The 25,763-nt window shown below is 61.3% G+C and carries 26 protein-coding genes and 1 riboswitch; of the genes, 4 read left to right on the top strand and 22 right to left on the bottom strand.

Features of this window, described 5'->3' with window-relative positions; translation table 11 throughout:
• Positions 1-31: 31 nt before the first annotated feature.
• The 4 genes from thiE to B9Z52_RS02775 are packed head-to-tail and all read right to left on the bottom strand — an operon-like array spanning position 32 to position 3,056.
• Positions 32-943, bottom strand: a complete 912-nt coding sequence (gene thiE / locus B9Z52_RS02790; protein ID WP_108412366.1) for a thiamine phosphate synthase — start codon at positions 941-943, stop codon at positions 32-34.
• Between the two features lie 8 nt (positions 944-951).
• Entirely contained in the window at positions 952-1,758 is an 807-nt protein-coding gene (locus B9Z52_RS02785) for a thiazole synthase (RefSeq protein WP_108412300.1), read from the bottom strand.
• Positions 1,759-1,765: 7 nt separating this feature from the next.
• Positions 1,766-1,978 carry a sulfur carrier protein ThiS gene (gene thiS / locus B9Z52_RS02780; protein WP_108412299.1) on the bottom strand — a complete coding sequence of 71 codons (213 nt, stop codon included), beginning with the start codon at positions 1,976-1,978 and terminating at the stop codon, positions 1,766-1,768.
• Positions 1,971-3,056, bottom strand: a complete 1,086-nt coding sequence (locus B9Z52_RS02775) for an FAD-dependent oxidoreductase (protein ID WP_108412298.1) — start codon at positions 3,054-3,056, stop codon at positions 1,971-1,973. Before B9Z52_RS02775 ends, thiS begins: the two co-directional genes overlap by 8 nt.
• A gap of 29 nt (positions 3,057-3,085) precedes the next feature.
• Between B9Z52_RS02775 and thiD the strand changes: the two genes are divergently transcribed.
• Positions 3,086-3,949 (top strand): bifunctional hydroxymethylpyrimidine kinase/phosphomethylpyrimidine kinase, encoded by an 864-nt coding sequence (gene thiD / locus B9Z52_RS02770; RefSeq protein WP_108412297.1) that lies wholly within the window; start codon positions 3,086-3,088, stop codon positions 3,947-3,949.
• On the opposite strand, the gene B9Z52_RS02765 is transcribed toward thiD, so the two are convergent.
• The 15 genes from B9Z52_RS02765 to B9Z52_RS02695 all read right to left on the bottom strand — a co-directional run bounded on the left by B9Z52_RS02765 (position 3,910) and on the right by B9Z52_RS02695 (position 19,858).
• Positions 3,910-4,692, bottom strand: coding sequence for a 3-oxoacyl-ACP reductase (locus B9Z52_RS02765; RefSeq protein WP_108412296.1), 783 nt, complete (start codon positions 4,690-4,692; stop codon positions 3,910-3,912). The genes thiD and B9Z52_RS02765 overlap by 40 nt on opposite strands.
• Positions 4,689-5,888 (bottom strand): ABC transporter substrate-binding protein, encoded by a 1,200-nt coding sequence (locus tag B9Z52_RS02760; RefSeq protein WP_233251782.1) that lies wholly within the window; start codon positions 5,886-5,888, stop codon positions 4,689-4,691. Before B9Z52_RS02760 ends, B9Z52_RS02765 begins: the two co-directional genes overlap by 4 nt.
• A 14-nt stretch (positions 5,889-5,902) precedes the next feature.
• Positions 5,903-6,664 carry an ABC transporter permease gene (locus tag B9Z52_RS02755; protein WP_108412295.1) on the bottom strand — a complete coding sequence of 254 codons (762 nt, stop codon included), beginning with the start codon at positions 6,662-6,664 and terminating at the stop codon, positions 5,903-5,905.
• On the bottom strand, positions 6,664-7,407 hold the full coding sequence (locus tag B9Z52_RS02750; RefSeq protein ID WP_108412294.1) for an ABC transporter ATP-binding protein: 744 nt from the start codon (positions 7,405-7,407) through the stop codon (positions 6,664-6,666). The genes B9Z52_RS02755 and B9Z52_RS02750 overlap by 1 nt, the downstream gene beginning before the upstream one ends.
• A gap of 49 nt (positions 7,408-7,456) precedes the next feature.
• Positions 7,457-9,055 (bottom strand): acyl-CoA reductase, encoded by a 1,599-nt coding sequence (locus B9Z52_RS02745; RefSeq protein WP_108412293.1) that lies wholly within the window; start codon positions 9,053-9,055, stop codon positions 7,457-7,459.
• Entirely contained in the window at positions 9,052-10,209 is a 1,158-nt protein-coding gene (locus B9Z52_RS02740) for an AMP-binding protein (protein WP_108412292.1), read from the bottom strand. The genes B9Z52_RS02745 and B9Z52_RS02740 overlap by 4 nt, the downstream gene beginning before the upstream one ends.
• Positions 10,210-10,213: 4 nt before the next feature.
• Positions 10,214-10,316, bottom strand: a riboswitch (TPP riboswitch).
• A gap of 124 nt (positions 10,317-10,440) precedes the next feature.
• Positions 10,441-11,484 (bottom strand): NAD(P)/FAD-dependent oxidoreductase, encoded by a 1,044-nt coding sequence (locus B9Z52_RS02735; protein WP_108412291.1) that lies wholly within the window; start codon positions 11,482-11,484, stop codon positions 10,441-10,443.
• 63 nt (positions 11,485-11,547) lie between these two features.
• A complete protein-coding gene (gene fdxA / locus B9Z52_RS02730) occupies positions 11,548-11,877 on the bottom strand; it encodes a ferredoxin FdxA (protein ID WP_108412365.1) in 330 nt (109 codons plus the stop codon).
• 211 nt (positions 11,878-12,088) lie between these two features.
• Positions 12,089-13,369, bottom strand: coding sequence for a sulfate adenylyltransferase subunit 1 (locus tag B9Z52_RS02725; RefSeq protein WP_108412290.1), 1,281 nt, complete (start codon positions 13,367-13,369; stop codon positions 12,089-12,091).
• A 17-nt stretch (positions 13,370-13,386) separates the two neighbouring features.
• The gene (gene cysD, locus B9Z52_RS02720) at positions 13,387-14,316 is read right to left on the bottom strand and encodes a sulfate adenylyltransferase subunit CysD (protein ID WP_108412364.1); all 930 of its coding nucleotides are present in this window, start codon (positions 14,314-14,316) and stop codon (positions 13,387-13,389) included.
• Between the two features lie 113 nt (positions 14,317-14,429).
• Positions 14,430-15,185: a phosphoadenylyl-sulfate reductase gene (locus tag B9Z52_RS02715; RefSeq protein ID WP_108412289.1), complete on the bottom strand. Its 756-nt coding sequence runs from the start codon at positions 15,183-15,185 to the stop codon at positions 14,430-14,432.
• A gap of 135 nt (positions 15,186-15,320) precedes the next feature.
• Positions 15,321-15,698, bottom strand: coding sequence for a DUF934 domain-containing protein (locus B9Z52_RS02710; protein ID WP_108412363.1), 378 nt, complete (start codon positions 15,696-15,698; stop codon positions 15,321-15,323).
• Between the two features lie 96 nt (positions 15,699-15,794).
• Positions 15,795-17,603, bottom strand: coding sequence for a nitrite/sulfite reductase (locus B9Z52_RS02705; protein ID WP_108412288.1), 1,809 nt, complete (start codon positions 17,601-17,603; stop codon positions 15,795-15,797).
• 19 nt (positions 17,604-17,622) lie between these two features.
• Positions 17,623-18,414, bottom strand: a complete 792-nt coding sequence (locus tag B9Z52_RS02700; RefSeq protein ID WP_108412287.1) for a sulfite exporter TauE/SafE family protein — start codon at positions 18,412-18,414, stop codon at positions 17,623-17,625.
• A gap of 82 nt (positions 18,415-18,496) precedes the next feature.
• The gene (locus B9Z52_RS02695; protein WP_233251781.1) at positions 18,497-19,858 is read right to left on the bottom strand and encodes an MFS transporter; all 1,362 of its coding nucleotides are present in this window, start codon (positions 19,856-19,858) and stop codon (positions 18,497-18,499) included.
• Between the two features lie 75 nt (positions 19,859-19,933).
• On the opposite strand from B9Z52_RS02695, the gene B9Z52_RS02690 reads away from it, so the two are divergent.
• Positions 19,934-21,145: an ABC transporter substrate-binding protein gene (locus B9Z52_RS02690; RefSeq protein WP_233251780.1), complete on the top strand. Its 1,212-nt coding sequence runs from the start codon at positions 19,934-19,936 to the stop codon at positions 21,143-21,145.
• Between the two features lie 47 nt (positions 21,146-21,192).
• On the opposite strand, the gene mnmC is transcribed toward B9Z52_RS02690, so the two are convergent.
• Positions 21,193-22,401: an FAD-dependent 5-carboxymethylaminomethyl-2-thiouridine(34) oxidoreductase MnmC gene (mnmC, locus tag B9Z52_RS02685; protein ID WP_233251779.1), complete on the bottom strand. Its 1,209-nt coding sequence runs from the start codon at positions 22,399-22,401 to the stop codon at positions 21,193-21,195.
• A 2-nt stretch (positions 22,402-22,403) separates the two neighbouring features.
• Positions 22,404-22,679 carry an oxidative damage protection protein gene (locus B9Z52_RS02680; RefSeq protein WP_108412285.1) on the bottom strand — a complete coding sequence of 92 codons (276 nt, stop codon included), beginning with the start codon at positions 22,677-22,679 and terminating at the stop codon, positions 22,404-22,406.
• Positions 22,680-22,891: 212 nt separating this feature from the next.
• On the opposite strand from B9Z52_RS02680, the gene B9Z52_RS02675 reads away from it, so the two are divergent.
• Both B9Z52_RS02675 and B9Z52_RS02670 read left to right on the top strand, forming a co-directional pair.
• A complete protein-coding gene (locus tag B9Z52_RS02675) occupies positions 22,892-23,668 on the top strand; it encodes a ferredoxin--NADP reductase (RefSeq protein WP_108412284.1) in 777 nt (258 codons plus the stop codon).
• Between the two features lie 100 nt (positions 23,669-23,768).
• The gene (locus B9Z52_RS02670; protein ID WP_108412283.1) at positions 23,769-24,269 is read left to right on the top strand and encodes a disulfide bond formation protein B; all 501 of its coding nucleotides are present in this window, start codon (positions 23,769-23,771) and stop codon (positions 24,267-24,269) included.
• 95 nt (positions 24,270-24,364) lie between these two features.
• Here B9Z52_RS02670 and argA read toward each other — a convergent pair whose 3' ends face one another.
• Positions 24,365-25,711, bottom strand: a complete 1,347-nt coding sequence (gene argA, locus B9Z52_RS02665) for an amino-acid N-acetyltransferase (RefSeq protein WP_108412282.1) — start codon at positions 25,709-25,711, stop codon at positions 24,365-24,367.
• Positions 25,712-25,763 lie beyond the last annotated feature (52 nt).

The raw sequence follows: 25,763 nt of genomic DNA, 5'->3' as shown, positions 1-25,763 counted from the left end.
AATGAATGCCCCCTGTTTCACAGACTTCGTTTTACTCTTGTTTGTGGGTCAACAAGCTGTTCAACGTGCGTGCCTGCGCTTCTGGTTTCGTCGCGCCCGTAATGGCTCGGACCACAGCAATTGAGCCCACACCACTTTGCATCACCACGGGGAATTGCGCCTCATCAATGCCACCAATGGCCACCAAAGGGTAATGGTGCATGAGCTTTGCATAGGCATACAAACGTCCGGTGCCTTGCGGTGCAGTTTGCATGCGTTTGAGGGTGGTGGGAAACACGGCTCCCAAGGCGATGTAGCTGGGGCTCGCCGCATCGGCGCGCAGCATTTCTGCATAGCCATGTGTGCTCAGGCCCAGACGCAAACCGGCTGCGCGAATCTGGTCGATGGGGGCGTCGTCCATGTCTTCTTGGCCGAGGTGCACGCCGTAAGCGCCCTCATCGATGGCGATTTGCCAGTGGTCGTTGATGAACAGCAGGGTCCCTGTGCCTTGCACGGCTTGCACGGCTGCGCGCACTTCATGGCGAATGGCCGCTGCATCGTCTGACTTGAAACGCAACTGCACCGTGGGCACCCCAGCACGGACCATGCGGCCCACCCATTGGGCGTCGGGCAGAACGGCGTACAGGCCCAGTGCGTGAGGGCAGGTGGGGAATGCATTGGCACGGGGGGCGGGCGCGATGCCGAAATCTTGCGGCGTGCAAGGCCAGTCATTCACCGAGAACTGTCCTGTGCGTTTCGTTTGCAGGCCCCAAGCTTGCGCCACGCACTGCGCGTCATGCTCTAAAAATCCCAGCATGCGACAGCCTTGCAACACGCCGGCAGTTTCCGTGCTCAGCGTCGCATCGTTGGCGTGCACGGCTTGTGCATAAGACGCGGCATCGCCCGCCAGCATGGCCGCGTGTTGCGTGGCCAGTGCTTGGGCGATGTCTTGTGCTGTGCTCATGTGCAAGCTCATGCTTGGTGCCAAAACGGTGTGCCGAGCACGGGCGTGCTGGGCTGAGCGCTGTCTTGCGCTTGCATGGCGCCCGAGCGGTAGGCGGCGCGTCCTGCGTTGACGGCATCGGCAAAGGCACCGGCCATGCTGACGGGGTCTTGCGCCAAAGCCACGGCGGTGTTGAGCAGCACGGCGTCAAAGCCCCACTCCAACACTTGGCAGGCGTGCGAGGGCAGGCCCAAGCCCGCGTCCACGATCATGGGCACATCCAAGCGGTCGCGCAAAGTGCGCAAGGCATGCGGGTTGATGGGGCCTTTGCCCGTGCCGATGGGCGCGGCCCAAGGCATGACAGCTTGGCAGCCCACATCGACCAAACGTTGGCACAGCACCAAATCGTCGGTGGTGTAGGGCAGCACTTTGAAGCCGGCCTTGATCAAGCGGCTGGCTGCCTCGGGCAAGTTCAGCGTGTCGGGTTGCAAGGTGTAGTCGTCGCCAATGAGTTCGAGTTTGATCCAGTCGGTTTCAAACACCTCACGCGCCATCTCGGCCGTGGTGATGGCTTCTTGCACGCTGTGGCAACCGGCGGTGTTGGGCAACACGGGCACTTTGGCTTCGCGCAGCAGGTTCCAAAAACTTTGTGATGCTTCACCCCCGCTGCCGGTTTGACGGCGCAGCGAGGCGGTCAGCATGGCCGGTTGCGAGCGTTCAATAGCCTGCAGCAACACGCTGGGCGATGGGTAACGCGAGGTGCCCAGCATCAAGCGACTTTGAAAGGTGTCGCCGTACAGCGTGAGCGGGTCGGCGTGAAGTGTGGGTGTGGTCATGGTCTATTTATCCGCCTGTGATGGGGGAGATTAATTCAATTTTGTCGAGGTCACATAGCGCGTGCGCTGCATATTGCCCGCGTGGCACAAACTGCAGATTCACAGCGGCTGCAAAGGGTGGCTGAATGCCAGACACGGCCACCGCATCGGCCAGTGTGGCGCCTTGCGGCAAGGTGTACGGTGCTTGGTTGATCAGCACTTCGAGGGTCGTGTCAGACATGTTCAAACTTCAAATGGAATTGTGTGGCCAAGGCGGTGGTGTGGTGTTGCACCCACTCCATCACCACGTCGAGCATGGCGGGCGAGATCAAAAAACCGTGGCGGTACAGGCCGTTGATCTGCAAAGTGCGCTCGCCCAAACAGCGGATGGCCGGTAAATTGTCGGTCAAGGTCGGGCGTGCTTGTGTAGCGACTTCCAGGATGCGCGCCTCGGCAAAGCCGCTGTGCACGGTGTAGGCCGCGCTGAGCAACTCCAGCGTAGAGCGCACGCTGGCGGGCGATAAATCTTCGGTCTCAATCTCGGTCGCGCCGATCACAAACACATGGTCTTCTTTGGGCGCGATGTAGATGGGGTAGCGGGGGTGAATCAAGCGGGTGGGGCGCTCCAGCGTGACTTCGGGGGCGTGCAAGCGAATCACTTCACCGCGCACGCCGCGCAGTTGGGTCCATTCAGTACGTGCGCCCAAGCCGCGGCAGTCGAACACCCAATCGGGTTGGCCAATCTGACCCGGCTGAAAGTCTTCAGGTGCGCGGGGGCTGTTCCAGTGCAGGGCAACGTGTTGCTGCTCCAAGCTTTTGAGCAACGCGGCCAGCAATTGGCGGTTGTCCAGTTGCCCTTCACCCGGCAAGTACAGGGCTTGAGCAAAGCGGTTTTCTAACGAGGGCTCGTGCTGCAACAAACCTTCTGCGTTCAGGGTTTGCGCCGCAGGCAAGCTGGGCAGTTGTTGCTGTGTGCGGTGCATCAGCTGCTCAAAGCGCTTGGCCTCGGCCGCGTCTTGGCGGTGCCACAGCACCAGCGTGCCGTTTTGCTGAAAGAACACCGGCTCCGACAACGGCGCGATCAATTCGGGCCAACGCTTGAGCGCGTGCTGGCCCATCTGCACCACGGGCAATTCGGTGATGGCCGATTCGGCCAGTGGGGCCAACATGGCCGCGGCCACACGTGCTGCTGCGCCTTGGGCGTCAGGGCCTTGCGCCTCGTACACCGTCACTTGGTGGCCGAGCTGCGCCAAGGTGTGGGCCAGCAAACGGCCCATCAGGCCCGCGCCCAGCACCACGCTTGAAAGTTGTGCACTCATGAAACGAGGTCCTTTGTGATTTGCGGATAATGCCAGCCATGAACCCTTCTTACCGCTACGCACGCGTGCTCACCATTGCTGGCTCTGACAGCGGCGGTGGTGCCGGCATCCAAGCCGACCTGAAAACTTTTGCGGCCTTGGGTTGCTACGGCATGAGCGCCATCACCGCACTGACCGCGCAAAACACCGTGGGCGTGCAAGGCATTCATGCCGTGCCCGCCGAGTTTTTGAAAGCGCAAATTCAGGCCGTGGTGGACGACATCGGTGTCGACGCCATCAAGATCGGCATGTTGCATGCGCCCGGCATTGTGGAGGTGGTGGCTTGGGCCATCGACCATTACCAGCTGAAGAATGTCGTGCTCGATCCCGTGATGGTGGCCACCAGCGGCGACCGCTTGATTGCCAGCGAGACTGTGCAAGTGTTGGTGCGCGAGTTGTTCCCGCGTGTCAGCGTGATCACGCCGAACTTGGACGAGGCCGCTTTGCTCTTGGGCCGCGACATTCCCAATGCCCAAGCCTTGGACACCGCCGCGCAAGATTTGCTCGCCATGGGCACCAACGCCGTGTTGCTCAAAGGCGGGCACTTGGCGGGCGATGAGGTGGTCGATTTGTTGGTGCAGGCCAACGGCCCTTCGCAACGTTTGGCGTCCACGCGCATTCCCAGCCGCAATGTGCACGGCACAGGCTGCACCTTGTCGTCGGCCATTGCGGCGCACTTGGCTTTGGGCCATGGCTTGAGCGATGCCGTGCGCTTGGCGCGGACCTTCATCTTGGGTGCGATTGCACAAGGTGCAGACGTGACCACGGGCCACGGCCATGGTCCGTTGAATCATGGGTTTGCGCCCGTGCCGCTTCATCGCATCACCAATCCGCCGTCGACCGTCAACACCTGACCCGTGACGAAGCGGCTCCAGTCGGACGCCAAAAACAGCACCGGCCCCGCCACATCGTCGGGCGTGGCCAAACGGCCCAGCGGGGTCTGAGCGATCAGCGCGTCTTTCACCGATTCTTTGGTGGCACGGCTGGAGTCTGTGGGGTTCACCAAACCGGGTGCCACACAATTCACACGAATGCCCAAGGGCCCCAAGTCGGCGGCCAGGTTGCGGCTGAAGCCCACGAGTGCGGCCTTGGCCGTGGTGTAGTCGTGGTACGCGATGCTGGGTCGGTCCACCAAGTCGCTGGTCAAGTTGATGATGCTGCCTTGCCCGCGTTGTTTGAAGTGCGGCAAGACCGCTTGACACACGTTGTAGGCCGCATGCACCGCGCCATCGAATTGCGTTTGGTAAGACTGCCAAGGCACATCGCCAAAACGTTGGCGGTGGTCGGGGTCAAAGGTGTAGGGGCTGAACGCGTTGTTCACCACCACGTCGATGCGGCCAGTTTCGCGCAAGGCCTGCGCCACCATGTTGTTCACGGCTTCGGGCGAACGCACATCGGCTGACAGCGCCCACGCATCGCCGCCGAGGTGTTGGCATTGGGTCACCACATCTTCGGCTGCGGCATGGTTGTTCAGGTAGTTCACCAGCACCATCGCACCTTCGCGTGCAAACGCTTTGGCAATGGCAGCGCCAATGCCGCGGCTGGCGCCTGTGACCAAGACCACTTGGCCTGCGAAGTTGCGGGGTGTCGGGTTCATTTTGAGGTGGCAGCTTTGGTGCTGGTTGGTGGCGTGACTTGAGTTGGGGTGCGAGCAGCGTTATTCGCGTTGGCCCTTACAGGTTTTGTGTGGCTTGGCAGCAAGTCTTGACTGACCACATCGCTCACTTTGAGGTCGTGCTGAATCACGCCGAAGGCTTTGTAGGCGTGGGCACCTTTTTGCAGGCCAGCCATATCAAAAGCACCCAAGCCGCGTTGGTCGGTGATGGCAGACACGCTGGACTCATTGCGCAGTCGAATGATGTCCAAGTTCATGCTGGCATTTTGGCCGTCGATAGCGACTTTCACCGCGAGCTTGGCCGCTTCTTCAGGTGACTGCATCATCCACTTGGCGCTGTCTTGGTAGGCGTGCAAGAAGCGTTTGAGCACGTCTTTTTTCTGCTGGTAGGTGTCTTCACGCACCACAAAGAAGTCGCTGGAAATGTTGAGGTGGTTTTTGACTTCCATCACATTCACGCCACCCAAACCCTTTTGGCGACCCACCAGCAAGCCGGTGTCGGTGGCCGCTGTGGCGTCCACTTGGCCTTGCATGAGGGGTGCGAAGTTCAACAAGCCCGTCACCACCACGGTCACATCGGCTTCGGTCAGCCCGGCTTGGTTCAACAGCACCTGCAAGTTTTGGCGGGTGCCGCTGGCCAAGCTGTACACGCCGATGCGCTTGCCCTTGAGGTCGGCGGGTTTGAGGATGTTTTGTGATTTGAGCGACACCACGTTGAACACGTTTTGCGGGTAGATGTCATAAATGGCGCGCAGCTTTTCGCCTTTGTCTAGCGCGGTGAAAAAGGAGCCGGGGTCGGTGAAGGCCACGTCGGCCTGACCGCTGAGCAAGTTGCGCAGCGCGTCGCCACCGCCAGCCCCTGGCACGTAACCCAGTTCAATGCCGCGAGCTTTGAAAAAGCCTTTGTCTTCTTCCACCAGCAAGTTGGTGATTTCGGTGATGGGCTTGCTCCAACCCGCCACCACCACTTTGTCGAGCTTGGGGGAAGTTTGTGCCCAGCCCGTGGTAGGGGTGACGACTGAGAGCGCCAAGGCGCAAATGACGCCAAGGGCTAGTGCGTGAGCGCTTAGATGTGCGCGTAAATTGGTGCTGACGTTGGCGCGAAGATCGGCACGTAAATGCGCCGTGAGGCGGTGCAACCAAGGGCTGGATGTGTGCGAAGTGTTGCGACAAGTCATGACGAAGTCTTTGTTTAAAGTGTTGAAAGTGTGGAAGCGGTACCGAGCAAACGGCGCTCTAGCCATTCGCAAATTTTGTAAAACATGAGCCCGAGCACCGTGATGACGGTGAGCACTGCAAACATCAGCGGCGTGTCCATCGAGCCTTGTGCGGCAATGATCAACGCGCCCAAACCACGGCTGGCACCGATGAACTCACCGACCACCGCGCCCACCCAAGCCAGCACCACGGCCACGCGCAAGCCCGCCATGATGCTGGGCAAGCCCGCAGGCAGCTTTAAGCGCCACAGGGTTTGCCAAGGGCTGGCGCGCAGCATGCGAAACAGCTCTAGCTTGTTGGCATCGACTTGTTGCATGCTGGTGGCGGTGTTTTCGAGCAATGGGAAAAAGCAAATCAAGGCGGTCATCACCACCGTGGGCAACATGCCAAAACCAAACCACACAATGAACAGTGGGGCCAGCGCGAGCTTGGGCACCACTTGGCTGATCACCACATAAGGCATGAGCACGCCGCGCAAGCGCGCCGATTCGCCCAGCACCACGCCACCCACAAAACCCATGGAGGCGCCCAGCAGCAAGCCCAGCACCACCTCGGTCAGTGTGTGGGCCATGTGTGGCCACAAGTAGCCGCTGTTCAGTCCTTGCCAGAGTGACTGCGCCACCACGGACGGTGCTGGCAGCACCAAGGGCGAGGTGTGACCCACGCGCACGGCGGCTTCCCATGCCGCTAAACAAGCGAGGCCTAAAACGACAGAGAGAGCGGCGTCGCGTTTCATCACAGCGTGGCGTCCATGGCGTGTCGCAGCTGTTCGCACAGCGCGTTGAAGGCGGGGGTGTAGCGCATGGCAGTTTGGCGCGGGCGCGGCAAGTCGATGTGCAGCGGCGCTTGAATGCGCCCCTCGTGCATGAGGCTGACCTGATCGGCCAAGTACACCGCCTCTGACATGTCGTGCGTCACGAACAGCACGGCGGTGCCTTGCGCTTGGCAGAGCGCCAAAAAGTCGCGCTGCAAGTCTTCGCGGGTGATGGCGTCGAGGGCGGCAAATGGTTCGTCTAGGAACAGTACCGCAGGCTGGGTGATCAAGGCACGGGCCAACGCCACGCGGCTTTGTTGCCCGCCCGAGAGCTGATGGGGTTTGTCGTGGCGCAAAGCTGCTAAGCCCATTTGCGCCAGCAGCTGCTCGCCGTGCGCACGGCGAGCATTCGTAACGGTGCCGTGCAAGCTGAGCGGCAGCAACACGTTGTCGAGAACGCTGAGCCAATGCAGCAGCGTGGGGGACTGAAACACAAAGCCCATGTCTGAAGTGGGTTGCAGCACAGTCTGGCCCTTGAGTTGAACCTGGCCTTGTTGTGGCGTGAGCAAGCCCGCCGCGAGTTTGAGCACTGTGGTTTTGCCGCAGCCACTGCGGCCAATCAGGCAATGAATTTCGCCAGGCGCGAGTTGCAAGCCAACGTCGCGCACCACCTCGCCCCGGTCGGGGTAGGCAAAGTGCAGCGCGTTGAGTTGCAAGAAATGCATGGGTAAAACGTTTGAAGCTAAAGGGTTCACAGCGAAAGGGTTCAAGGCATCACACCTCGTAGGACGTGAAGCGCTCGGCCTCACGCTCGGTGGAGGCCTCGATGTCCACCATGCGCACCAAGTCCAGCAGGCTGAAACGCCCATCGTGGTGCCAACCGGCTTCGGGGGAGGTCATGCTGCCTAACGCGCAAATGCGTGTGACACCCGCTTGGCCCAAGCTGCTACCCAGATGCAACAACTCTTCGGGGGCTGTTGCTAGGCCCACGGTTTGCAGGTAATGGCGTTGTGGGGCAATCAGGGGCATCACGTCGTCCAACGTGTTCACGGCAACCACCAACACATGGCGATTCAGCGGGCCTGCGGTGAGCGGTAAGGGCCGTTCGCTGAACACCACAGTGCTGGTGCTGAGCCCCTCGGTGCTGCCCAGCACGGCATGCAAGGGCGCGTGTTGTGCGCTGTCATTGAATGATGCGAACTCATGGGCCTCGCGCCAAGCGCCCGCTTGCGCGGCTTCTTCCAGTGACAACACACGGCGCGGCAGCTTGTGCTGCAAGGTTGCCAGCGCGTGGGCCAGGTGTTGCGCAAAGTCATGCGGGCTGACTGGCGCACCGCGTTGCACGTAAAACACATGCGGTGAATAGCAGCCTTGTTGGTCGTAGCGCGCTACATCCAACGCCGCTTGACGCGCCACGCTTGTCGCCTTATGCACCGACAGCGCGGCGGCCGACACCATGCCAAAACTCAGCTTGTGGCCATGAGGCAAAAAGCGGGTAGTCACGGGCACATGGGCTTGCATGGCCTGCAAAGCCTCGTTGCCACCGTAGGCCAGTACCACGTCTGCCAAGGCGAATGTGGTTTGCTCCGTGGCAAAGGCCTCGGCTGAGTCTGGCGCATGTTCAGCGTTGTTGTGCGTTTGCGCCAATGTCCCACTGGGCCACCACACCACGGCAAAACAATCGGCCCAGCGCGGTTCGACCTCGGCCAACAGGCGGGCGAACAACGTGGCAAACACCGGCTCGGCGCTAGAGACTTTGCCGATGCTTCCTGCCTTGACCAAGAGCCCAGAGACAAAGCTCCACATTGGCAAGGCGGGCACATTGCCAGCCCACACATGCACCAGCAACTCAGGACCAAAGGCGCGTGTCCAGCCGCCTTGGGGGCGGGGTTGAAATTCGTCCAGCACCTTGGGGTTGGCAAAGTCTTCGGCCACAAAGCGTTGCAACTGCAAGCCGCGAAAGGTTTGCAAATAAGCGTTCAAGTTCAGGCGCACCATCTCGGCGTCAAAGCCTGTGGCTTGGGGCAGCAGGCGGTCTAGCTGTTGCCGATAACTGTCGTTGACATCCAGCAAACGGGCCGTGGCTTTGTCGAGCACGCGAATGATGTCGGAGACGGGCATGGTTTTCAAATGCGTCCGGCTGGCGTCTTGCACACGTTGTGCGAGCGCGGCCATTTGTGCTGCGGTGAGTTGTGGCACATCGACTTGCAATGGCAATGGCTGTGCCTGTGCCTGTGCGCCCAAGCCGATGTCCGTGTTCATGCGCGAAGGGGTCCCCGTGCTTGTGCCCGTGCCCACACTCAACCGATGCCACGTCACGTCGGCATCGGTTAAGCCTGGCAGGTAGCCCGCTTTGAACACGTTGTGGGTCATGCCTGGGCTGCCTTCAAAAAGTTGTCGACTGCCATCGAGCAGCCTTTAGCTTGCGCGCCTTCGGCACGGCCCAGCAACACAAATCCGTCGTCGTTGGCCAGCCCCACGTCCTCCGTCAAGATGGTGACCACCGAGTTAAAGTTGGCCAAGTCGGTGTGCGCCAAGATGCCGCGCTCGCCAGTGGGCACGTCTTGTCCTGTGAGTGGATCGACCAAGCGCGAGCGAATCCAGTGCGGGCCGCGTTTGACCGAGGGCACGATGCTGTTGCCCGCGTCGTAGAACTGGGTGCTCAACTCGGTCATGCCGTACATATTGAGACACTGTTCGCGGCTGACGCCGAAGGTGGCGCTCAGTTGCTCGTAAAACGCATCCATCGGAATTTCGCGCGACTGACCTTTGAAACCGCCGGTGTCGAGCAAGCGGCTGCCTTGGGGCAGCGTGAAGTGCAGCCCACGCGCTTGCAAGGCGTCCATCAGGTGCACAAAGCTGTAGCTGGCACCCAAAAGCGCAAAGGGTTCGCCCGCTTTTTGGGCGTCTTGCAGGGCCTCGCACAAAGCGTCGATGCGCAGACCTTGGTCGTCCAAGTAGTAGGCACTGTCTGGCGTGCCAAAGTGTTCGAGTGCCAGAGCCAAGTAATGGGCCAGCGATGAGTTGGGCATCAACACCTCGTCTGGAAACAAAATGCCCATGCGCAGCTTGGCATCGCCTTGCATGACGTGTTGCGCAAAGTTAGCCAGCATAGAAGCGTCGTACACCGCCATGCTCGGGTGGTAGTGGCGGCCTTTGACATCACCGCGCGTGGTGCCGCTGGTCATGAAGGTGCGAGCGCAAGTCTCGGGCGGCACGCAGCTGAGCGTCAGGTCTTTGAAGCCATTGATGGGCACGGCAGGAATGTCTTTCCAGCTTTTCACCACGCGTGGGGTTTTGCCACGGCCTTGGCAAAACATTTGAAACGGGCGGTTGTGTTCAAACTGGTGTGCGAACAGCTTCATCGCGAGGGTGTTGAAGTCTTCGTCGCTGACGCTTTGGCGTGCGATGAAGTTCAGCAATTCTGTGACGATGTCGTCAAAAGAAAAGTTGTCATGAGCCACTTTGCGGTGCCATTTCAAAAATGGCAGGTCGGCTGACTTGGAACGGTACAGGGCCTGGTGCATGTGCCGTTCGCTTGGCAAGCTTCCCTGCGCGAGGATTACCTCAATCAGGTTCAAAGGGACTTTCTCAGTCGAAGCCCTCACGGACTTCAACACCCCCAGCGGATGCCACACCGCTAGAGCAGTATGGCCTCTGAATTTTACAGGAGATGGCGTGCCGGTCCGCACCGCCACTGCGACGATGGCAAGTTCACCGCGATTGAATGCTGGGACTGAAGCCGAAGATCTGCGGGGTCAAAGCCCGAGGCGCTTGTGCAGCAGAGTGGAGGTGGTGGTGTACTGCAGCAGGGGTTTTTCATCGGGCCGGAGTAAGGCCACCGCACCAAAGGCGGCCAGGGTGGCCTCGTGGAAGCCGCACAGGATCAGCTTCTTTTTGCCGGGGTAGGTGTTGATGTCACCGACGGCAAAAATACCGGGCTCGGAGGTGCCAAAGTTTTCGGTGTTGACCACCAGTTGCTTGCGCTCCATGGCCAGGCCCCATTGCGCCACAGGCCCCAGTTTGGGCGACAGGCCCAGGCAGGTTTGCAAGACGTCCAGTGGCAACCATTCCGACTCGCCTTGCGGGTTCAGCAGTTCCAGGGCCTCCAGACGGCCTGCCGCATGGCGCAGACCCGTTGGCTGGCCGGGCACAAAGCGCATGCGGCCTGCCGCACAGGCTTGGCGCATCAGGGCGACGCGCTCGGGTTCGGCTGTGAATTGGTCTCGCCGGTGCAAGAGCGTGATGCTGGCTGCGCCGTCGCCCAATGCTGCATGCTCGCAGGCGTCAAGGCAGGTTTGCAAAGCGGCGTCACCATCACCGGCCACCACCAGGTGCCGGCCTGTCCAGCGTGCCGGGTCGACCGTTTGGGCAAAAACCTGGGTGTCGTTGAAAGACGCCAGCCCGTCGAGCACCAACTGACGAGGCACAAAAGCGCCCACGCCTGCGGCCAAGAATACGGTTGACGCGATGAACATGTTCCCGCAAGTGGTTTCGACGAGTAGCCGATCATCGGCTTGGCGCTCCAGTCGACAAACCAGTTGGCTCAGATGAAGTGTGGGTTGGAAGGGCGCTATTTGCTGCTGCAAACGCGCCACCAATTCACGACCTGTGCACACGGCAATGCCGGGGATGTCGTAAATCGGCTTGTCCGCGTAAAGCTCTGCGCATTGGCCGCCCACATGGGGCAGGGCATCGATGACATGGCACGCAATGCCTTGCAGACCGAGCTGGAAAACTTGGAAAAGACCCACGGGGCCTGCACCAATGACCAAGGCTTCGGTTTCAATGCGTGCAGTCATGTGTCGGGAGGCGCTTTAAAAAAATGGCCGAAAGATTCGGCCATGGTGCATCAGTGCTGGCGATCAGCGGACCAGTTCGGCCAGCTTACCGGTCTTGTCTTTCCACTCGTCGGCCGTGGGCAGCGGGGCTTTGCGCTTGGTGATGCTCTTCCAGCCGGGCAAGAGTGCCAGATCGGCATTGAGCTGGGTCATGTGCTGTTGGTCGGCGGGCAGGTCTTCTTCAGCATAGATGGCGTTCACGGGGCACTCGGGGATGCACACGGCGCAGTCGATGCACTCATCGGGGTCGATGGTCAGGAAGTTGGGGCCTTCGCGGAAGCAGTCCACAGGGCAAACGTCCACACAGTCGGTGTATTTGCACTGGATACAGGATTCGGAAACAACGTGGGTCATGATGGACTCGGAAAGTTGAATGGGCGGCTGCACGAGCAGCACCAAAGTCGTGATTTTAAAGGAGATCGTTGAGCAACTTGTGAGCCAGCCCTGCTGGGCAAGGGGTTGAAGCTGAATCAATGGCATCTGCCATTGTGGGTGAATTTGTCGGGGCTAATGCCGCCGACCTCGATGATGGGTTGGTCGGCGGCTTTAGCCCCGACAAGTTTCGTCAATGGACCAATACGGCGCCTGAGGTCTTGTGGCTGGCCGTGTCAACCAGCACCAGCGCGCCCAAGATGCGCGATTGGGCAAAGGGCAGGGTGACCAGCGGCTCTTGCAGGGCCAGGGTGACGTGGCCAATGGCGTTGGGCGCCAGCTCGGTGGCTTCTTCTTCGGCCAGGGTGTTCACGTCCAGGCGGTGCACCACGCGCTGCACCTTGACCTTGACCCAGCGGTGGCCATGAAGTGCCCAGTAAAGGCGCCCTGCCACCAAAGGTTCGTCGTCCATCCAGGCGATGGTGGTGCTCAGCTGGCGCTGGCCCTCAGGAGCACCTTCGGCCGCAAGCAGCCAGTCGCCACGCGACACGTCCACCTCGCGGTCGAGCACGATGCCTGCGCTGTGGCCAGCGGCCTTGTTTTGCGGCTGGCGGGTGGCCGACAGCACTTGCGACACCACAGCAGTCTGCCCGCTCGGGAAGACCTTGATCGTTTGGCCCGGCGCGATGCTGCCGGTGGCCACACGGCCCCAGAACACGCGGCGGCCTTGGGTGGTGACGCCGGAGTCATGGAACTTTTCGACCCACTGCACCGGGAAGCTGAAGGCCACATCGGTCTCGGCCGGGGTGACGGGCAGGTCTTCGAGGATGCTGAGCAGGCTCGGGCCGGTGTAGCCGCACCAGTCGGCTTGGTCATTGTTCTCGGTAGTCACCACATTCCAGCCCTTGAGCGCCGACACGGGCACCATGGCCGCGACCGTGATGCCCGCTTCTTGGGCGAACTTGTTCAAAGCGCCTGCGATGTTTTTGTAAGCCACGGCCGGATCGGCCACGGCATCAAGCTTGTTGATGGCGAACACGATGGAGGGCACGCGCAGCAGGTTCACCAGCAGCGAATGGCGGCGGGTTTGCGGCAGCAGTTGCAGGTCGGGGTTGGCCCAGTCGAGCTTGATGGCGTCAACCAGCACCACGGCAGCGTCGGCGCTGGATGCTGCGGTGACCATGTTGCGGGTGTACTGCTCGTGGCCGGGCGCGTCGCCGATGATGAATTTGCGTGCTTCGGTATTGAAGTAGCGGTAAGCCACGTCGATGGTGATGCCTTGCTCGCGCTCGGCGGAGAGGCCATCGGTCAGCAAAGCCAAGTCGGTTTCGCCCGAGCGCTGCACGCCCGCCAAGTGGTCTTGCAGCACGGCCTTGGTGTCGACCAGCAGGCGGCCAATCAGCGTGCTTTTGCCGTCGTCGACCGAGCCGCAGGTGATGAATTTGAGGGCTGAGAAATGTTGGTTGTTGTGCATGTTTGGTTCCCCCGTGATCAAAAATAGCCGTCTTTTTTGCGCTTCTCCATCGAAGCCTCGGACGTTTTGTCGTCCATGCGGGTCGCCCCGCGCTCGCTCACATCGGCCGCCAGCGTTTCGATCACGATCTGCTCAGGCGTGGCGGCAGTGCTTTCCACCGGGCAGGTGCAGGTGATGTCGCCCACGGTGCGAAAACGCACGTCGCGCACCACCACTTCTTCGCCGTCTTTGGGCGGTGTCAGCTCGGTCACCGGCACCAAGAGGCCCCGGCGGTCCACCACTTCACGTTTGTGGGTGTAATAGATCGATGGCAACGCAATGTTTTCGCGGGCAATGTACTGCCACACGTCCAGCTCGGTCCAGTTGCTGATGGGGAACACGCGAAAGTGCTCGCCGGGCTGCAGCTTGTGGTTGAACAGCGTCCACAGCTCAGGGCGCTGGGCCTTGGGCTGCCACTGGCCAAAGCTGTCGCGGTGCGAAAAGATGCGCTCTTTGGCGCGGGCCTTTTCTTCGTCGCGGCGGGCACCACCGATCAGCGCGTCAAAGCGGAACTCTTCAATCGCTTCGAGCAGCGTGACCGACTGGTGCACATTGCGGCTCTCGCCCGGGTGGGCCAGGCGCACGGTGCCTTTTTTCATGGAGTCTTCGACGCTGCGCACGATCAGCTCAGCGCCCAACTCTTTCGCACGCGAATCGCGGAAGTCGGTCACTTCGGTGAAGTTGTGGCCGGTGTCGATCATGAGCAGGGGGTAGGGGATGCGGCCTGCGCCAAAAGCCTTTTCGGCGCACTTGAGCATGACCAGCGAATCCTTGCCGCCCGAAAACAGCAGGGTGGGGCGCTCAAAGGCGGCGGCGACTTCGCGCAGGATGAAGATGGTTTCTTCTTCCAGCGCGTCCAGGTGAGCATTGCTCAGGGTGTGCAGTTCTTGGGGTGTGGTGGCGGTCATACAGGTTTCTCTTTGGTTTTTGTAGGAGCCCACCCCCGTGGGCGATCCTTCCGTCTTGGGGTTTAACAATCGCCCACAGGGTGGGCTCCTACAGGGATGGGCTTGACGGTGTTTCAGGTTTTGACGTGCAACCCACACTCCTTGGCCGCCTCGTCCTCCCACCACCAGCGCCCGGCGCGGAACTCCTCGCCCAAGCTGATGGCCCGTGTGCAAGGCGCGCAGCCGATGCTGGGGAAAAACTGGTCGTGCAGCGGGTTGTAGTCCACTTTGTTCTCGGCGATGTAGTGCCACACGTCGCCCCAAGTCCATCTGGCCAATGGGTTGAATTTGCCCAGGCCTTTGGTGGCTTCTTCGCTGGTGTCGAGCAGCGGCACTTCAGCGCGGGCGGTGGATTGCTCTTGGCGCAAACCGGTGATCCAGGCGCGTTGGCCTTTCAAGGCGCGGGCCAAGGGCTCCATCTTGCGAACACCGCAACAGGCTTTGCGCAGTTCGATCGACTTGTACATCGCATCCTGGCCTTGGTCGCGCACGAACTGGATCACCGACTCTTGCACCGGGCGGTAAACCACGATGGGCGCACGCGAATGCGCCTGGGTGCGTTCCAGCAGGGCCAGGGTTTCGGTGTGCAGCGCGCCTGTCTCCAGCACGAACACCGGGATGTCCAGCTGCAGGGTGTTGATGAGGTGCGTGATCACCACGTCTTCAGCGCCCAGGCTGGACGCTTGCGTGACGGGGGTGAACTCGGCCGCAGCGCGTTGCAGCAAGGCTTGGGTCTCGGCCAGCTTGGCGGGAAAGTCAGGGCTGGCTTTGGCGTTTTGCTCGGTGGCCTTGAGCGGCGTGTTGCGGGAAGTAATGAGGGAAGAGGTCATGGCGTTTTTTTGTAGGAGCCCACCCCGTGGGCGATGGTGGGTGGTCCTTCGCAGGGGACATCGCCCACGGGGTGGGCTCCTACAGGGATGTGTGTCGGCGGATTGGTTTTGTGGATCGTCCTGTGGCCACTGACCTCAGGTGGCTTTGGCGAATTGGGGTTTCGTTTCGACAGCCGAGCCTTGGTAGAACCCGGTAAACCGTTCAAATTGGCGTTGCGCCGCCGAAGCGTCCACGCCTTCGCTCAGCACGGCCACATCAAAGCCGGTGCGCTGCATCTGCACCAACTGGTCGATCAGCACATCGCCTGTGGCGCGCAGCTCACCTGCAAAGCCCAGGCGGCGGCGCAGCAAAAAGGCCTGGCTGTATGCACGACCGTCGGTGAAGGCCGGAAACTGCAGGTCGATGCGGGTGATGCCGGTCAGGTCGAGCGTGCGCGGGTCCACGTCGTTGGCGAGTTCCAAGATGCCGGTGGAGTTGGCGCTCTCGTGTTCTTGTGCGGTGATGATTTTCATGGTCGTTTTGTTTTTGTAGGAGCCCACCCTGTGGGCGATCGCCTGCAAATCCCAATAGAAAGAATCGCCCACAGGGGTGGGCTCCTACGGGGTGCTTCAGGCGGCGGTTTCCTCTGCCGGATGACGTGCCGCGTTGGCTGCGGCTTTGAACGGGTCTTGACCGACACGGCGCAGCGTCTCGATGAAGGCTTCTTGCTTGCCTTCGGCACTGGGAGCGCGCAACTCTTTGTAGGTGTTCAAAATCGCTTCGATCACATCCGGCACTTCAAACGAAGAGAAGGACGGACCCACCACCTTGCCGGGCGTGGCCGCGCCGGACAGGTCCTTGCCGTCTGAGCCGCCCAGCGTGACCTGGTACCACTCTTTGCCGTCTTTATCGACACCCAGGATGCCAATGTGGCCCGAGTGGTGGTGACCGCAAGAGTTGATGCAACCGCTGATGTGGAAGTCGATGTGGCCCAGGTCTTCCAGCTCGTCCAGGTCTTGGTAGCGCTCGGTGATGGCGCTGGCCGTAGGGATGGAGCGGGCATTGGCCAGCGCGCAGTAGTCGCCGCCGGGGCAGGCGATCATGTCGGTCAGCAAACCGATGTTGGGCTGGGCCACACCCAGCGCCTGGGCTTCGCGCCACAGCGCGTGCAGCTGGTCCAGACGCACCCAAGGCAGCAGCAGGTTTTGGGTGTGCGAGACACGGGCTTCCCCTGCGGAATACTTTTCCACCAAAGCTGCGGCAGCGTCGAGTTGCTCTGCAGTGGCGTCACCCGGGGCATAACCCGAGCGCTTGAAGGACAGCGACACGGCGCGCAGTTGCGGGTTGCGGTGCGGGCGCACATTGCGCGCCAGCCAGCGTGCAAAAGCGGGCGTCTTGGCCGCTTCGATGCTGAGCGCCGCTTCGGCCTGGGCCAACCACGCATCGGTGTTTTCGGGCAGGTTCAGCGCTGGGTCCACAAAACCGGCTTTCACGCGGTCGAGTTCGGCCTGCGGCAGGGTGTGTGGCGCGCCGTCGCGTTCCAAAATTTCGCGGAATTCGGTTTCCACTTCGTCAAAGTAGCGCTGGCCTTCGGCCTTGACCAAAATCTTGATGCGGGCCTTGTACTTGTTGTCTCGGCGGCCCCAGCGGTTGTACACACGCACCACGGCTTCGAGGTAGTTCATGATGTCCTGCCAAGGCAGGAACTCGCGGATGACCACGCCGTTGACCGGCGTGCGGCCCATGCCGCCGCCCACCAGCACTTTGAAGCCCACTTCGCCTGCAGCGTTGTGGATGACTTGCAGGCCCACGTCGTGCCAGCCAATGGCGGCGCGGTCTTCGGTGGCGCCGGTGATGGCGATCTTGAACTTGCGCGGCAGGTGCGCAAACTCGGGGTGCAGCGTGCTCCACTGGCGGATCAGCTCGGCATACGGCCGGGGATCGACCACTTCGTCCACCGCCACACCCGCCAGCTCGTCGGTGGTGGTGTTGCGGATGCAGTTGCCGCTGGTCTGGATGCCGTGCATGTTCACGGTGGCCAGCAGCTCCATCACGTCGGCCGATTTGTCCAGTGGAATCCAGTTGAACTGCACGTTCTGGCGGGTGGTGAAGTGGCCGTAGTTGGTCGTGAGCTTAGGGGCCAGACCGGCAATTTTGTCTTGGGTGTCTTGGGCTTCGGCCAGCAGGGCGGCGTCCGGCGTGTCGTAGTCGCGGGCGATTTGGGCCAGCACCTTGATCTGAGCCGCGTTGATCTCGCCATAAGGCACGGCCACGCGCAGCATGGGCGCGTAGCGCTGCACATACCAGCCGTTTTGCAGGCGCAGGGGGCGGAACTGGTCTTCGGTCAATTGACCTGTCTGCCAACGACCCAACTGGTCTCGGAACTCTGCAGCGCGGGCGCGCACAAAGGCTTTGTCGAATTCGGTGTACTGGTACATATCAACAGCTGTAAAAAAATCAGATCAGAACGAGTTTGGTGCCCGCCCATGCCAGCAGCACGGACAGCAATGAACGGATCACGCGGTCAGGCGTGTGGTGTGTCAGGCGCGAGCCCAGCCAAATGCCGGGGATCGATCCGGCCAGCAGCTTGGCCAAAAGCGGCCAGTCCACCGAGCCAAGCGACGCATGGCCCAGGCCCGCCACCAAGGTCAGGGGCACGGCATAAGCGATGTCGGCCGCCACGATGCGCGGCAAAGGCAGCAGAGGATACAGCACCATCAGCACCGTCACGCCAATGGCGCCCGCGCCCACCGAGGTGAGGGTGACCAAGGTGCCAATCAGGGCGCCAAACAGCAGCGGCAGGCTCCAGTGGCGGGGTGTGCTGGCGAGGGCTTCGTCCTCTGGTGCCAGTTGGCGGGGCACTTGTTTGCCGCGAACGGCCTTGTAGAGCATGGCGGCTGCAGTGAGCAGCAGGGCTACGCCCAAGGTGGTGGTCATCAGGGCCTGCACTTTGGGGTCGGCCGGGCCCACCCAGCGCAAAACGCCAAGGGTGACGAGGCAAGCCGGAATGCTGCCCGCGCTGAGCAAACCCACCACGCGCCAGGGCACGATGCGCTGGCGGGCAAAACTCACGGTGCCGCCCAGCTTGGTGAAGGCCGCAAACAGCAGGTCGGTGCCCACCGCCATGTAAGGCTTCACGCCAAAGAAAAAGATCAAGAGCGGCGTCATCAGCGAGCCGCCACCCACCCCCGTCAGGCCCACGATGGTGCCCACGAAGAAACCTGCAAAGACATAGCCCAAATCAATCATGGGCAGGACTGTAAACGTCCTTTATGCCAAAACAAACGATTTATTGGTTGTAGATATATGCCAAATCGATATAAGAGCGCTGTCAGGCGCCAAGCGCTGCGGGTCGCTCTGCCAAGATCCGGGCCGAAGGTCTCACATTCATGGTCATTTGAAACAGGCCTGCTGCCAAACCAATGGCCACGGCACCTTGCCAAGCCAGGTCGTAATTGCCCAAGCGGCTGTAAATCAAACCGCCGCCCCAAGCGCCGATGAAGGAGCCCACCTGGTGGCTGAAAAACGCCACCCCCGACAAAGTGGCCATGTAGCGCAAACCGAACAGATGGATCACCAGCCCCGACACCAGCGGCACCACCCCCAGCCACAGCGTCCCCATGGCGGCGGCAAAGACCAAGGTGCTGGTGGGCGTGGGCGGCATCAAAAAATACACCGCAATAAAGATGGAGCGCAGCACATAGATGCCGCCCAGCAGCATGCGTTTGGAATACTTGCCGCCCAACCAGCCGAACAGGTAAGAGCCGATCACGTTGAACAGGCCCACCAGCGCCAGCGCCGTGCTGCCCACGCTGGGGTCCATGCCACAAATGTCCAGGTAAGTGGGCAAATGGGTGGTGATGAACACCAATTGCAAGCCGCACACAAAAAACGCGATGGCCAGCACCAGGTAGCCCCGATGGCCCAAGGCCTCGCGCACGGCCTCGCCAACCGTTTGTGCCGCGCCCAGAGGCGCAGGCACCTCGATCTGGTCCGCCCGGCTGGCCATGAAAGCGGCGGGCACCATCACGGCCACCAGGCCCAGAAAGCCGATCACCGCCGCTTGCCAGCCCGCAGTACTGATAAGGTGCTGCGCCATGGGCGAGGCCAAGGTCAAACCCAAAGAGCCCAAGGCAGACACCGAGCCCATGGCCATGCTGCGCTGCAGGGGTGAGACGGCTTTGGCGGTCACGCTCATGGCGATGTTGGATGCGGTGCACGACAAGGCCAAACCCACACACAGACCCATGCCCAGGGTCACGCCCCAGGCCGATGACGCGGTGAGGGCAAAGGCCAGTCCCAAGGCATAAACCGCCACCCCCAGCAAAGCCACGGGGCGCGCCCCATGCCGGTCGGCCAAGATGCCCATGAAGGGTTGTGTGGCGCCCCACACGATGTTCTGGATGGCGATGGCCAGCGAAAAATCGGCGGCCGTGATGCCGATCTCGCGGATCATGTGCGGCTGCAGCAGGCCAAAGCTTTGGCGCATGCCCATGGCCAAACTCAGCATCACGGCAGCGCCGCCCATGATCAAGGCCACATGGAATCGGGACAGGTCTGTTTGTTTCATGGGGGCGATTATTTTCATGAAGAGCCCATTGCGCCGCATGTAGGCGACACCGACCGATTTCTGAATCGGGTTCAGAGCCTGACGCATGAAGTGGTGGACGTCGAGGGCGCGCAGCGTTTTCATGAAATGTCACTGTTGCGACAGGGGCGGATCACGCTGGTAAAGTCACGCCTTTCACGCTAACCCCTCTAGGACCTTATGAAGCACCTTATCCAGCACTTGAGGACGGCCAGCTGGCTGGCCTTGGCCGCCAGCAGCGCAGCATTCGCCCAGACCCCCATCAAGATCGGCGAGATCAACAGCTATTCCGCCATCCCGCAGTTCACCCAGCCCTACAAGCAAGGCTGGCAATTGGCCGTGGAAGAAATCAACGCCCAAGGCGGCTTGCTCGGTCGCAAGGTCGAAGTCATCGCTCGGGACGACGCGGGCAAGCCCGAAGAAGCTTTGCGCCACGCCATCGAGCTGACGTCCAAGGAAAAGGTCGACGTGCTCGCCGGGGGCTTTTTGTCCAACGTGGGCCTGGCCTTGGCCGACCACGCCCAAAAGAACAAACGCCTGTTTGTGGCCAGCGAGCCCTTGACCGACGCCATCGTCTGGGACAAAGGCAACCGCTACACCTTCCGCCTGCGCCCCAGCACTTACATGCAAGCGGCCATGCTGGTGGAAGAAGCGGCCAAGCTGCCCGCCAAGCGCTGGGCCACGATTGCGCCCAACTACGAATACGGCCAAAGCGCCGTGGCCAGCTTCAAGGAGTTGCTCAAAGCCAAGCGACCCGATGTGGAGTTTGTGAGCGAGCAGTGGCCCGCCCAAGGCAAGATCGACGCGGGCAGCACGCTGACCGCCACCACTGCAGCGAAGCCTGACGCGATTTTCAATGTGACCTTTGGTGCCGACTTGGCCAAACTGGTGCGCGAAGGCAACCAACGCAACGTCTTCCCCAAGACCCCGGTGGTGTCGTTGCTGTCGGGCGAGCCTGAATACCTGGAAGTGCTGAAAGACGAAACGCCCAAGGGCTGGATCGTGACCGGTTACCCCTGGGACCAGCTCGACAACAAAGAGCACGCGAGCTTTGCCGCGAACTACTACAAGAAGTTCAACGAGAACCCCAAGGTGGGCTCGGTGGTGGGCTACGCCACGATGCAGTCGATCTTTGCGGGCATCAAAAAGGCTGGCAGTGTGGACAACGAGAAGTTGGTCATCGCCATGCGGGGCCTGAAATTCAGCACCCCCTTTGGCCCGGCCGAATTCCGCGCCATTGACCAACAGTCCACCATGGGCGCCTATGTGGGCAAGCTCGATTTGCGCGGCGGCAAAGGCACCATGGTCCAGTGGCGGTATGCCGACGGTAAGGCTTACCAGCCGACCGACGCGTATGTGAAATCGCGCCGCCCGGCGGATGCGATGAAGTAAAGCTTCACAGTCTTCAAGCAAAACAGGCCCGGGTCATGGGCCTGTTGTCATGGGGGCTTGGCTTTTCCGATGTAGCGCTCGGCCGTCAAGTGCTTGGCCAAAGCGGGCTCCAGAGGCAGAGGCTCCTTGCACAACCAGGCGGCCGTGAGTTCGCCGCACAGCACCGCCAAGCTGATGCCGCGTGCCCCCATGCCCGCGCACAGCCACAGGCCGGGCAGCCGCTCGCTGTCGATGGGGCCCACTGCGGGCAGGCGGTTGGGCAGGGTGCAGCGCAAGCCGGCCCAGCCGTGTATGTGTTCAGGGCCAAACTGGTGTTGCATGGCCGCGCCCAAGTTGGGCAGCAAAGTGGCCAAGCGCAGCTGGTTGGCGGCGTGGTCTTCTTCTCGCACGGGGGCTTGTTCGCAGTTGCGCTCAAAGGTGGAGCCGATGTACCAGCCGGGCTGACCGTTCGGTGTGGGCACGTTGCTGATGAAGCTGCCGTGGCCATTGACTGGGAAGGGCGGCAGCAGCCGGCGCTGGGCATCGGTCAAGCCGTGCATGTGGCCAAAGCTGATTTGCCCACGCAAGGGGTTCAGTGGCACGGCAAAGCCGGGCAGTGGCCGCAGCAAAGCCAGGCTGTCAAAAGCACTGGCCACCACCATCAAGGGGGCCTGGCCCAAAGTCTGGCCTTGGGCATCGGTCACGACCCACAGCTCACCGCGCCGCTCAATGGCATTGGCCTTGCGCCCCCACAGAACCTGCACGCCCGGTGTTTGCAGCTGCGCTGCCACCAGTTGCCGGGGCCTGATCCAGCCCGCCCGCGCATGCCACAGCGCGGGTGTGCCCGGGGGCAGTCCAGCCGCAGCGACTTGTTCTTCGCTGGCTTGGGTGCTGCATTCGTTGGTGTTGTCCTGAGCTTCCTCAGGGACGGCATTGCCCGTGGGCAGCCTGCGTTTCCCGGCCAGGTTGTGTTCCAGAACCCCGGTCAGGGCCCAGTCGGTGCCGCTTTGCAGCAGTGCCTGGGCGCGCTGCAGTGTGGCCTGAACGCCAGCCCGTGTGATGCGCGAGAGCACGTTGTCGTCGGGCGAGACATGGGGCGCGGCCAAACCCGCAGGCAAACCCGATGCGCCCGCGCCCACCCCTTCGGCTTGGTCGAGCACCATGACGGACCAGCCGCGCGATGCCAGGCTGTGCGCCACGGCCGAGCCCGACAGGCCTGCACCGATGACCAGTGCGCGGCGCGCCTGGGGGCCACCGTCCAAAGGCGTCGAGCTCAAACTCAGTTGGCAGGTGGGGGCACGAAGCCTTGTGCCGCGTCAGCCCCTTCGCCAAAGAAATGCTTTTCCATCTGACGGGCCAGGTACTGGCGGGCGCGCAGATCCGCCAGGTTCAGGCGGTTTTCATTGACCAGCATGGTCTGGTGCTTGAGCCAGTCGGCCCAGGCCTGCTTGCTCACGCTCTCCCAGATGCGCTTGCCCAATTCGCCAGGATAGGGCGCGAAGTCCAAGCCTTCTGCTTCGGTGCCGAGTTTGATGCATTGAACGGTGCGTGCCATGTGTGTCTTGCCTTGATCTATCTTAAGAAGCACTGGTTATACGGATATAAAATTTCAGTATTTCCAGTTGTAAGCGGTTCGGGCGAAAATACCGCCTGTTTTGCGACAGGTCGACTTCTCGCGCGGTCATTCCAAACGCAACTGTAGCAAGCTTTCAGCTCCCCTCAGTGGCCACGGGACTCTTGCCCTGGCCTCCAACCCAAAAAGATTTCATGAGTGCATTTCTCGAAGAACGCGTTCTGAGCGTTCACCACTGGACCGACCGCCTGTTCAGTTTCACCACCACGCGTGACCAGGCCCTGCGTTTTTCGAATGGTCACTTCACCATGATTGGCCTGCGTCAGGAAAGCGGCAAACCGCTGCTGCGCGCCTATTCGATCGCCAGCGCCAACTACGAAGAGCACCTCGAGTTCTTGAGCATCAAGGTGCCCGATGGTCCGCTGACCTCCAAGCTGCAACACATCCAGGTGGGCGACACCATTGTGGTGGGCCGCAAGCCCACGGGCACCTTGCTGTGCGACTACCTGCTGCCTGGCAAAAACCTGTACCTGATGTCCACCGGCACGGGCCTGGCCCCTTTCATGAGCATCATCCGTGACCCCGAAACCTATGAGCGTTTCGAAAAAGTCATCCTGGTGCACGGCGTGCGTCAGGTCAACGAGCTGGCGTATCACGACTACATCACCAAGGACCTGCCGGCCAACGAGTTCTTGGGCGAGATGGTGAGCAAACAACTGCTTTACTACCCCACCGTGACCCGCGAACCCTATAAAAACCAGGGCCGCGTGACCGATCTGATCGAAAACGGCAAGCTGTTCGCTGACTTGGGCCTGCCCAAGCTCAACCCCGAAACCGACCGCATCATGATCTGCGGCTCGCCCGAAATGCTCAAAGACCTCAAGCGCATCTGCGAAGAAAGCGGTCTCAAAGAAGGCAACACCAGCACCCCTGGCGCCTTTGTGATCGAGCGGGCGTTTGCCGACGCCTGATATTTCAGGACGGGCCTGATGGCTTTGTGATCTGCGTCACGCCATCCTCCAGACAACGGGAGCACAATGCTCCCGTTTTCTATTGGAAATTCGCATCCCCATGAAACTGTTTTCCATCTCCTTCAACCGCTGGATGTTGCTGATCGCGCTCTCGTGCATCGGCATGCTGGCGTTTGGCCTGTACCTGCAACATGTGGTGGGCCTGAACCCTTGCCCCATGTGCATCGTGCAGCGCTATGCTCTGATCGGGGTGATGCTCATCGCTTGGGTGGGTTCGCGCTTGCGCAAGCCCGGCGCTGTAGCTGTGTTGGGCGTGTTGCTGGCGCTGATGGCCGGTTTTGGCGCATTTGTGGCCGCCCGCCAAAGCTGGCTGCAGTGGTACCCACCCGAGATCGTCACCTGCGGCCGTGATTTTTACGGCATGGTCGAAAACTTCCCGATCAACCGCGCCATTCCCATGATCTTCAAAGGCAGCGGCGACTGCACCAAGGTCGACTGGACCTTCCTCGGCGGCTCGATTGCCAATTGGTCGTTCGTGGCTTTTGTCGGGTTTGCGCTGATGGGCTTGCTGATCGCTGTGCAGGTTTGGCGCAGCCGCTGACCACAGTCCATCGCGCGCAGGGCGCTGCTCCTACAGGTGGCAGCGCGGCATTTGTAGGAGCTGCACCCCGTGCGCGATGCTCCGCTTGAATGGGCTCAGAGTTTCTTGACCAGCACCAGGCTCTTGCGGTCCCAGTTGTATTTGCGTTTGCGCGCTTCGGGCAGCCAGTCGGGGTCGACCTGCACAAAACCGCGTTTGATGAACCAGTGCATGGTGCGCGTGGTCAGCACAAAGATGCTTTTCAGGCCCATGGCCCGGGCGCGTTGCTCCACGCGTTTGAGCACTTTTTCACCATCGCCCTGGCCTTGCGACTGGGGTGACACGGTCAGCGCCGCCATCTCGGCCGTCTTGGCTTCGGGGTAGGGGTAGAGCGCTGCGCAGGCAAAGATCACGCCGTCGTGGTCGATGATGGTGTAGTGATCGATGTCGCGCTCGATCTCGGTGCGGTCGCGTTTGACCAGCGTGCCGTCTTTCTCAAACGGCTCGATCAGTTGCAAGATGCCACCCACATCGTCGGAAGTTGCTTCCCGCAGTTCTTCGAGCTTTTCATCAATGACCATGGTGCCGATGCCGTCGTGCACATAAATCTCCAACAACAAAGCGCCATCCACCGCAAAGGGCAGGATGTGGCTGCGCTCCACGCCTTCTTCGCACGCCTTCACGCAGTGCTGCAGATAAAACGCCAAGTCGGTTGGCTGAGTGGGGTTGGGCGACTCTGCCAGCAGCTTCTTGGCCGCGGCCAAAGGCAGCTCGGTGTCGATCGGGTTGTCTTCGCTGGCCGGCTCGTTCGGGTGGATGCGGATGCCTGGAATCTCGGTCACAAAAATCAGCTTGTCGGCCTGCAGCTCGGCGGCCACGCTGGTGGCGACTTCTTCCATGGTCAGGTTGAAAGCCTCACCCGTGGGCGAGAAGCCAAAGGGCGACAACAGCACCATCGCGCCCATGTCCAGTGTGCGCATGATGCCGTCCACGTCCACCTTGCGCACCAGACCCGAATGCCGGAAATCCACGCCATCCACAATGCCCACCGGGCGCGCCGTGATGAAGTTGCCCGAAATCACCCGCACCGTGGAGCCCGCCATCGGCGTGTTGGGCAGGCCCTGGCTGAAGGCCGCTTCGATCTCGTAACGCAGCTGGCCTGCGGCCTCTTGCGCGCAGTCCAGCGCCACCTCGTCGGTGATGCGCATGCCGTGCGAATACTTTGGCACATGGCCTTTGGCCGCCAGCTGCTCGTTCACCTGCGGCCGAAAGCCATGCACCAGCACGATCTTCACGCCCATGCTCTGGATCAGCGCCAGGTCCTGTGCAATCAGGCCCAGCTTGCCCGCTGCAATGGCCTCGCCCGCGATGCCCACCACAAAAGTCTTGCCGCGGTGCATGTGGATGTAGGGCGCCACCGACCGGAACCAGGGCACGAAGGTGAAGTTGAAGACTGTGGACATGGGCAATCAAGCGTTTCGGGCAGTGTGGGCGTGGGGCTGGGATAATCCCCAG

Origin of the sequence: Limnohabitans sp. Jir72 (assembly GCF_003063575.1) — a bacterium.
In the GTDB taxonomy this organism is placed as follows: domain Bacteria; phylum Pseudomonadota; class Gammaproteobacteria; order Burkholderiales; family Burkholderiaceae_C; genus Limnohabitans_A.
The sequence above is the reverse complement of the archived record's forward strand: the minus strand, read 5'-3'. Positions and strand labels throughout refer to the sequence as shown.

Bases quoted from the DNA above. Each gene is read 5' to 3' on its own strand.
- B9Z52_RS02750 (WP_108412294.1), bottom strand. From the start codon at position 7,407: ATGCATTTCTTGCAACTCAACGCGCTGCACTTTGCCTACCCCGACCGG.
- B9Z52_RS02725 (WP_108412290.1), bottom strand. From the start codon at position 13,369: ATGCACAACAACCAACATTTCTCAGCCCTCAAATTCATCACCTGCGGC.
- B9Z52_RS02690 (WP_233251780.1), top strand. From the start codon at position 19,934: ATGAAGCACCTTATCCAGCACTTGAGGACGGCCAGCTGGCTGGCCTTG.
- B9Z52_RS02670 (WP_108412283.1), top strand. From the start codon at position 23,769: ATGAAACTGTTTTCCATCTCCTTCAACCGCTGGATGTTGCTGATCGCG.
- thiS (WP_108412299.1), bottom strand. From the start codon at position 1,978: ATGTCTGACACGACCCTCGAAGTGCTGATCAACCAAGCACCGTACACC.
- B9Z52_RS02755 (WP_108412295.1), bottom strand. From the start codon at position 6,664: ATGAAACGCGACGCCGCTCTCTCTGTCGTTTTAGGCCTCGCTTGTTTA.
- B9Z52_RS02705 (WP_108412288.1), bottom strand. From the start codon at position 17,603: ATGTACCAGTACACCGAATTCGACAAAGCCTTTGTGCGCGCCCGCGCT.
- B9Z52_RS02680 (WP_108412285.1), bottom strand. From the start codon at position 22,679: ATGGCACGCACCGTTCAATGCATCAAACTCGGCACCGAAGCAGAAGGC.
- fdxA (WP_108412365.1), bottom strand. From the start codon at position 11,877: ATGACCCACGTTGTTTCCGAATCCTGTATCCAGTGCAAATACACCGAC.
- B9Z52_RS02775 (WP_108412298.1), bottom strand. From the start codon at position 3,056: ATGAGTGCACAACTTTCAAGCGTGGTGCTGGGCGCGGGCCTGATGGGC.
- B9Z52_RS02740 (WP_108412292.1), bottom strand. From the start codon at position 10,209: ATGCACCAGGCCCTGTACCGTTCCAAGTCAGCCGACCTGCCATTTTTG.
- thiD (WP_108412297.1), top strand. From the start codon at position 3,086: ATGCCAGCCATGAACCCTTCTTACCGCTACGCACGCGTGCTCACCATT.
- argA (WP_108412282.1), bottom strand. From the start codon at position 25,711: ATGTCCACAGTCTTCAACTTCACCTTCGTGCCCTGGTTCCGGTCGGTG.
- B9Z52_RS02760 (WP_233251782.1), bottom strand. From the start codon at position 5,888: ATGACTTGTCGCAACACTTCGCACACATCCAGCCCTTGGTTGCACCGC.
- B9Z52_RS02695 (WP_233251781.1), bottom strand. From the start codon at position 19,858: ATGAAAACGCTGCGCGCCCTCGACGTCCACCACTTCATGCGTCAGGCT.
- B9Z52_RS02785 (WP_108412300.1), bottom strand. From the start codon at position 1,758: ATGACCACACCCACACTTCACGCCGACCCGCTCACGCTGTACGGCGAC.
- B9Z52_RS02675 (WP_108412284.1), top strand. From the start codon at position 22,892: ATGAGTGCATTTCTCGAAGAACGCGTTCTGAGCGTTCACCACTGGACC.
- B9Z52_RS02745 (WP_108412293.1), bottom strand. From the start codon at position 9,055: ATGACCCACAACGTGTTCAAAGCGGGCTACCTGCCAGGCTTAACCGAT.
- B9Z52_RS02710 (WP_108412363.1), bottom strand. From the start codon at position 15,698: ATGAAAATCATCACCGCACAAGAACACGAGAGCGCCAACTCCACCGGC.
- B9Z52_RS02700 (WP_108412287.1), bottom strand. From the start codon at position 18,414: ATGATTGATTTGGGCTATGTCTTTGCAGGTTTCTTCGTGGGCACCATC.
- cysD (WP_108412364.1), bottom strand. From the start codon at position 14,316: ATGACCGCCACCACACCCCAAGAACTGCACACCCTGAGCAATGCTCAC.
- thiE (WP_108412366.1), bottom strand. From the start codon at position 943: ATGAGCACAGCACAAGACATCGCCCAAGCACTGGCCACGCAACACGCG.
- B9Z52_RS02715 (WP_108412289.1), bottom strand. From the start codon at position 15,185: ATGACCTCTTCCCTCATTACTTCCCGCAACACGCCGCTCAAGGCCACC.
- B9Z52_RS02735 (WP_108412291.1), bottom strand. From the start codon at position 11,484: ATGACTGCACGCATTGAAACCGAAGCCTTGGTCATTGGTGCAGGCCCC.
- B9Z52_RS02765 (WP_108412296.1), bottom strand. From the start codon at position 4,692: ATGAACCCGACACCCCGCAACTTCGCAGGCCAAGTGGTCTTGGTCACA.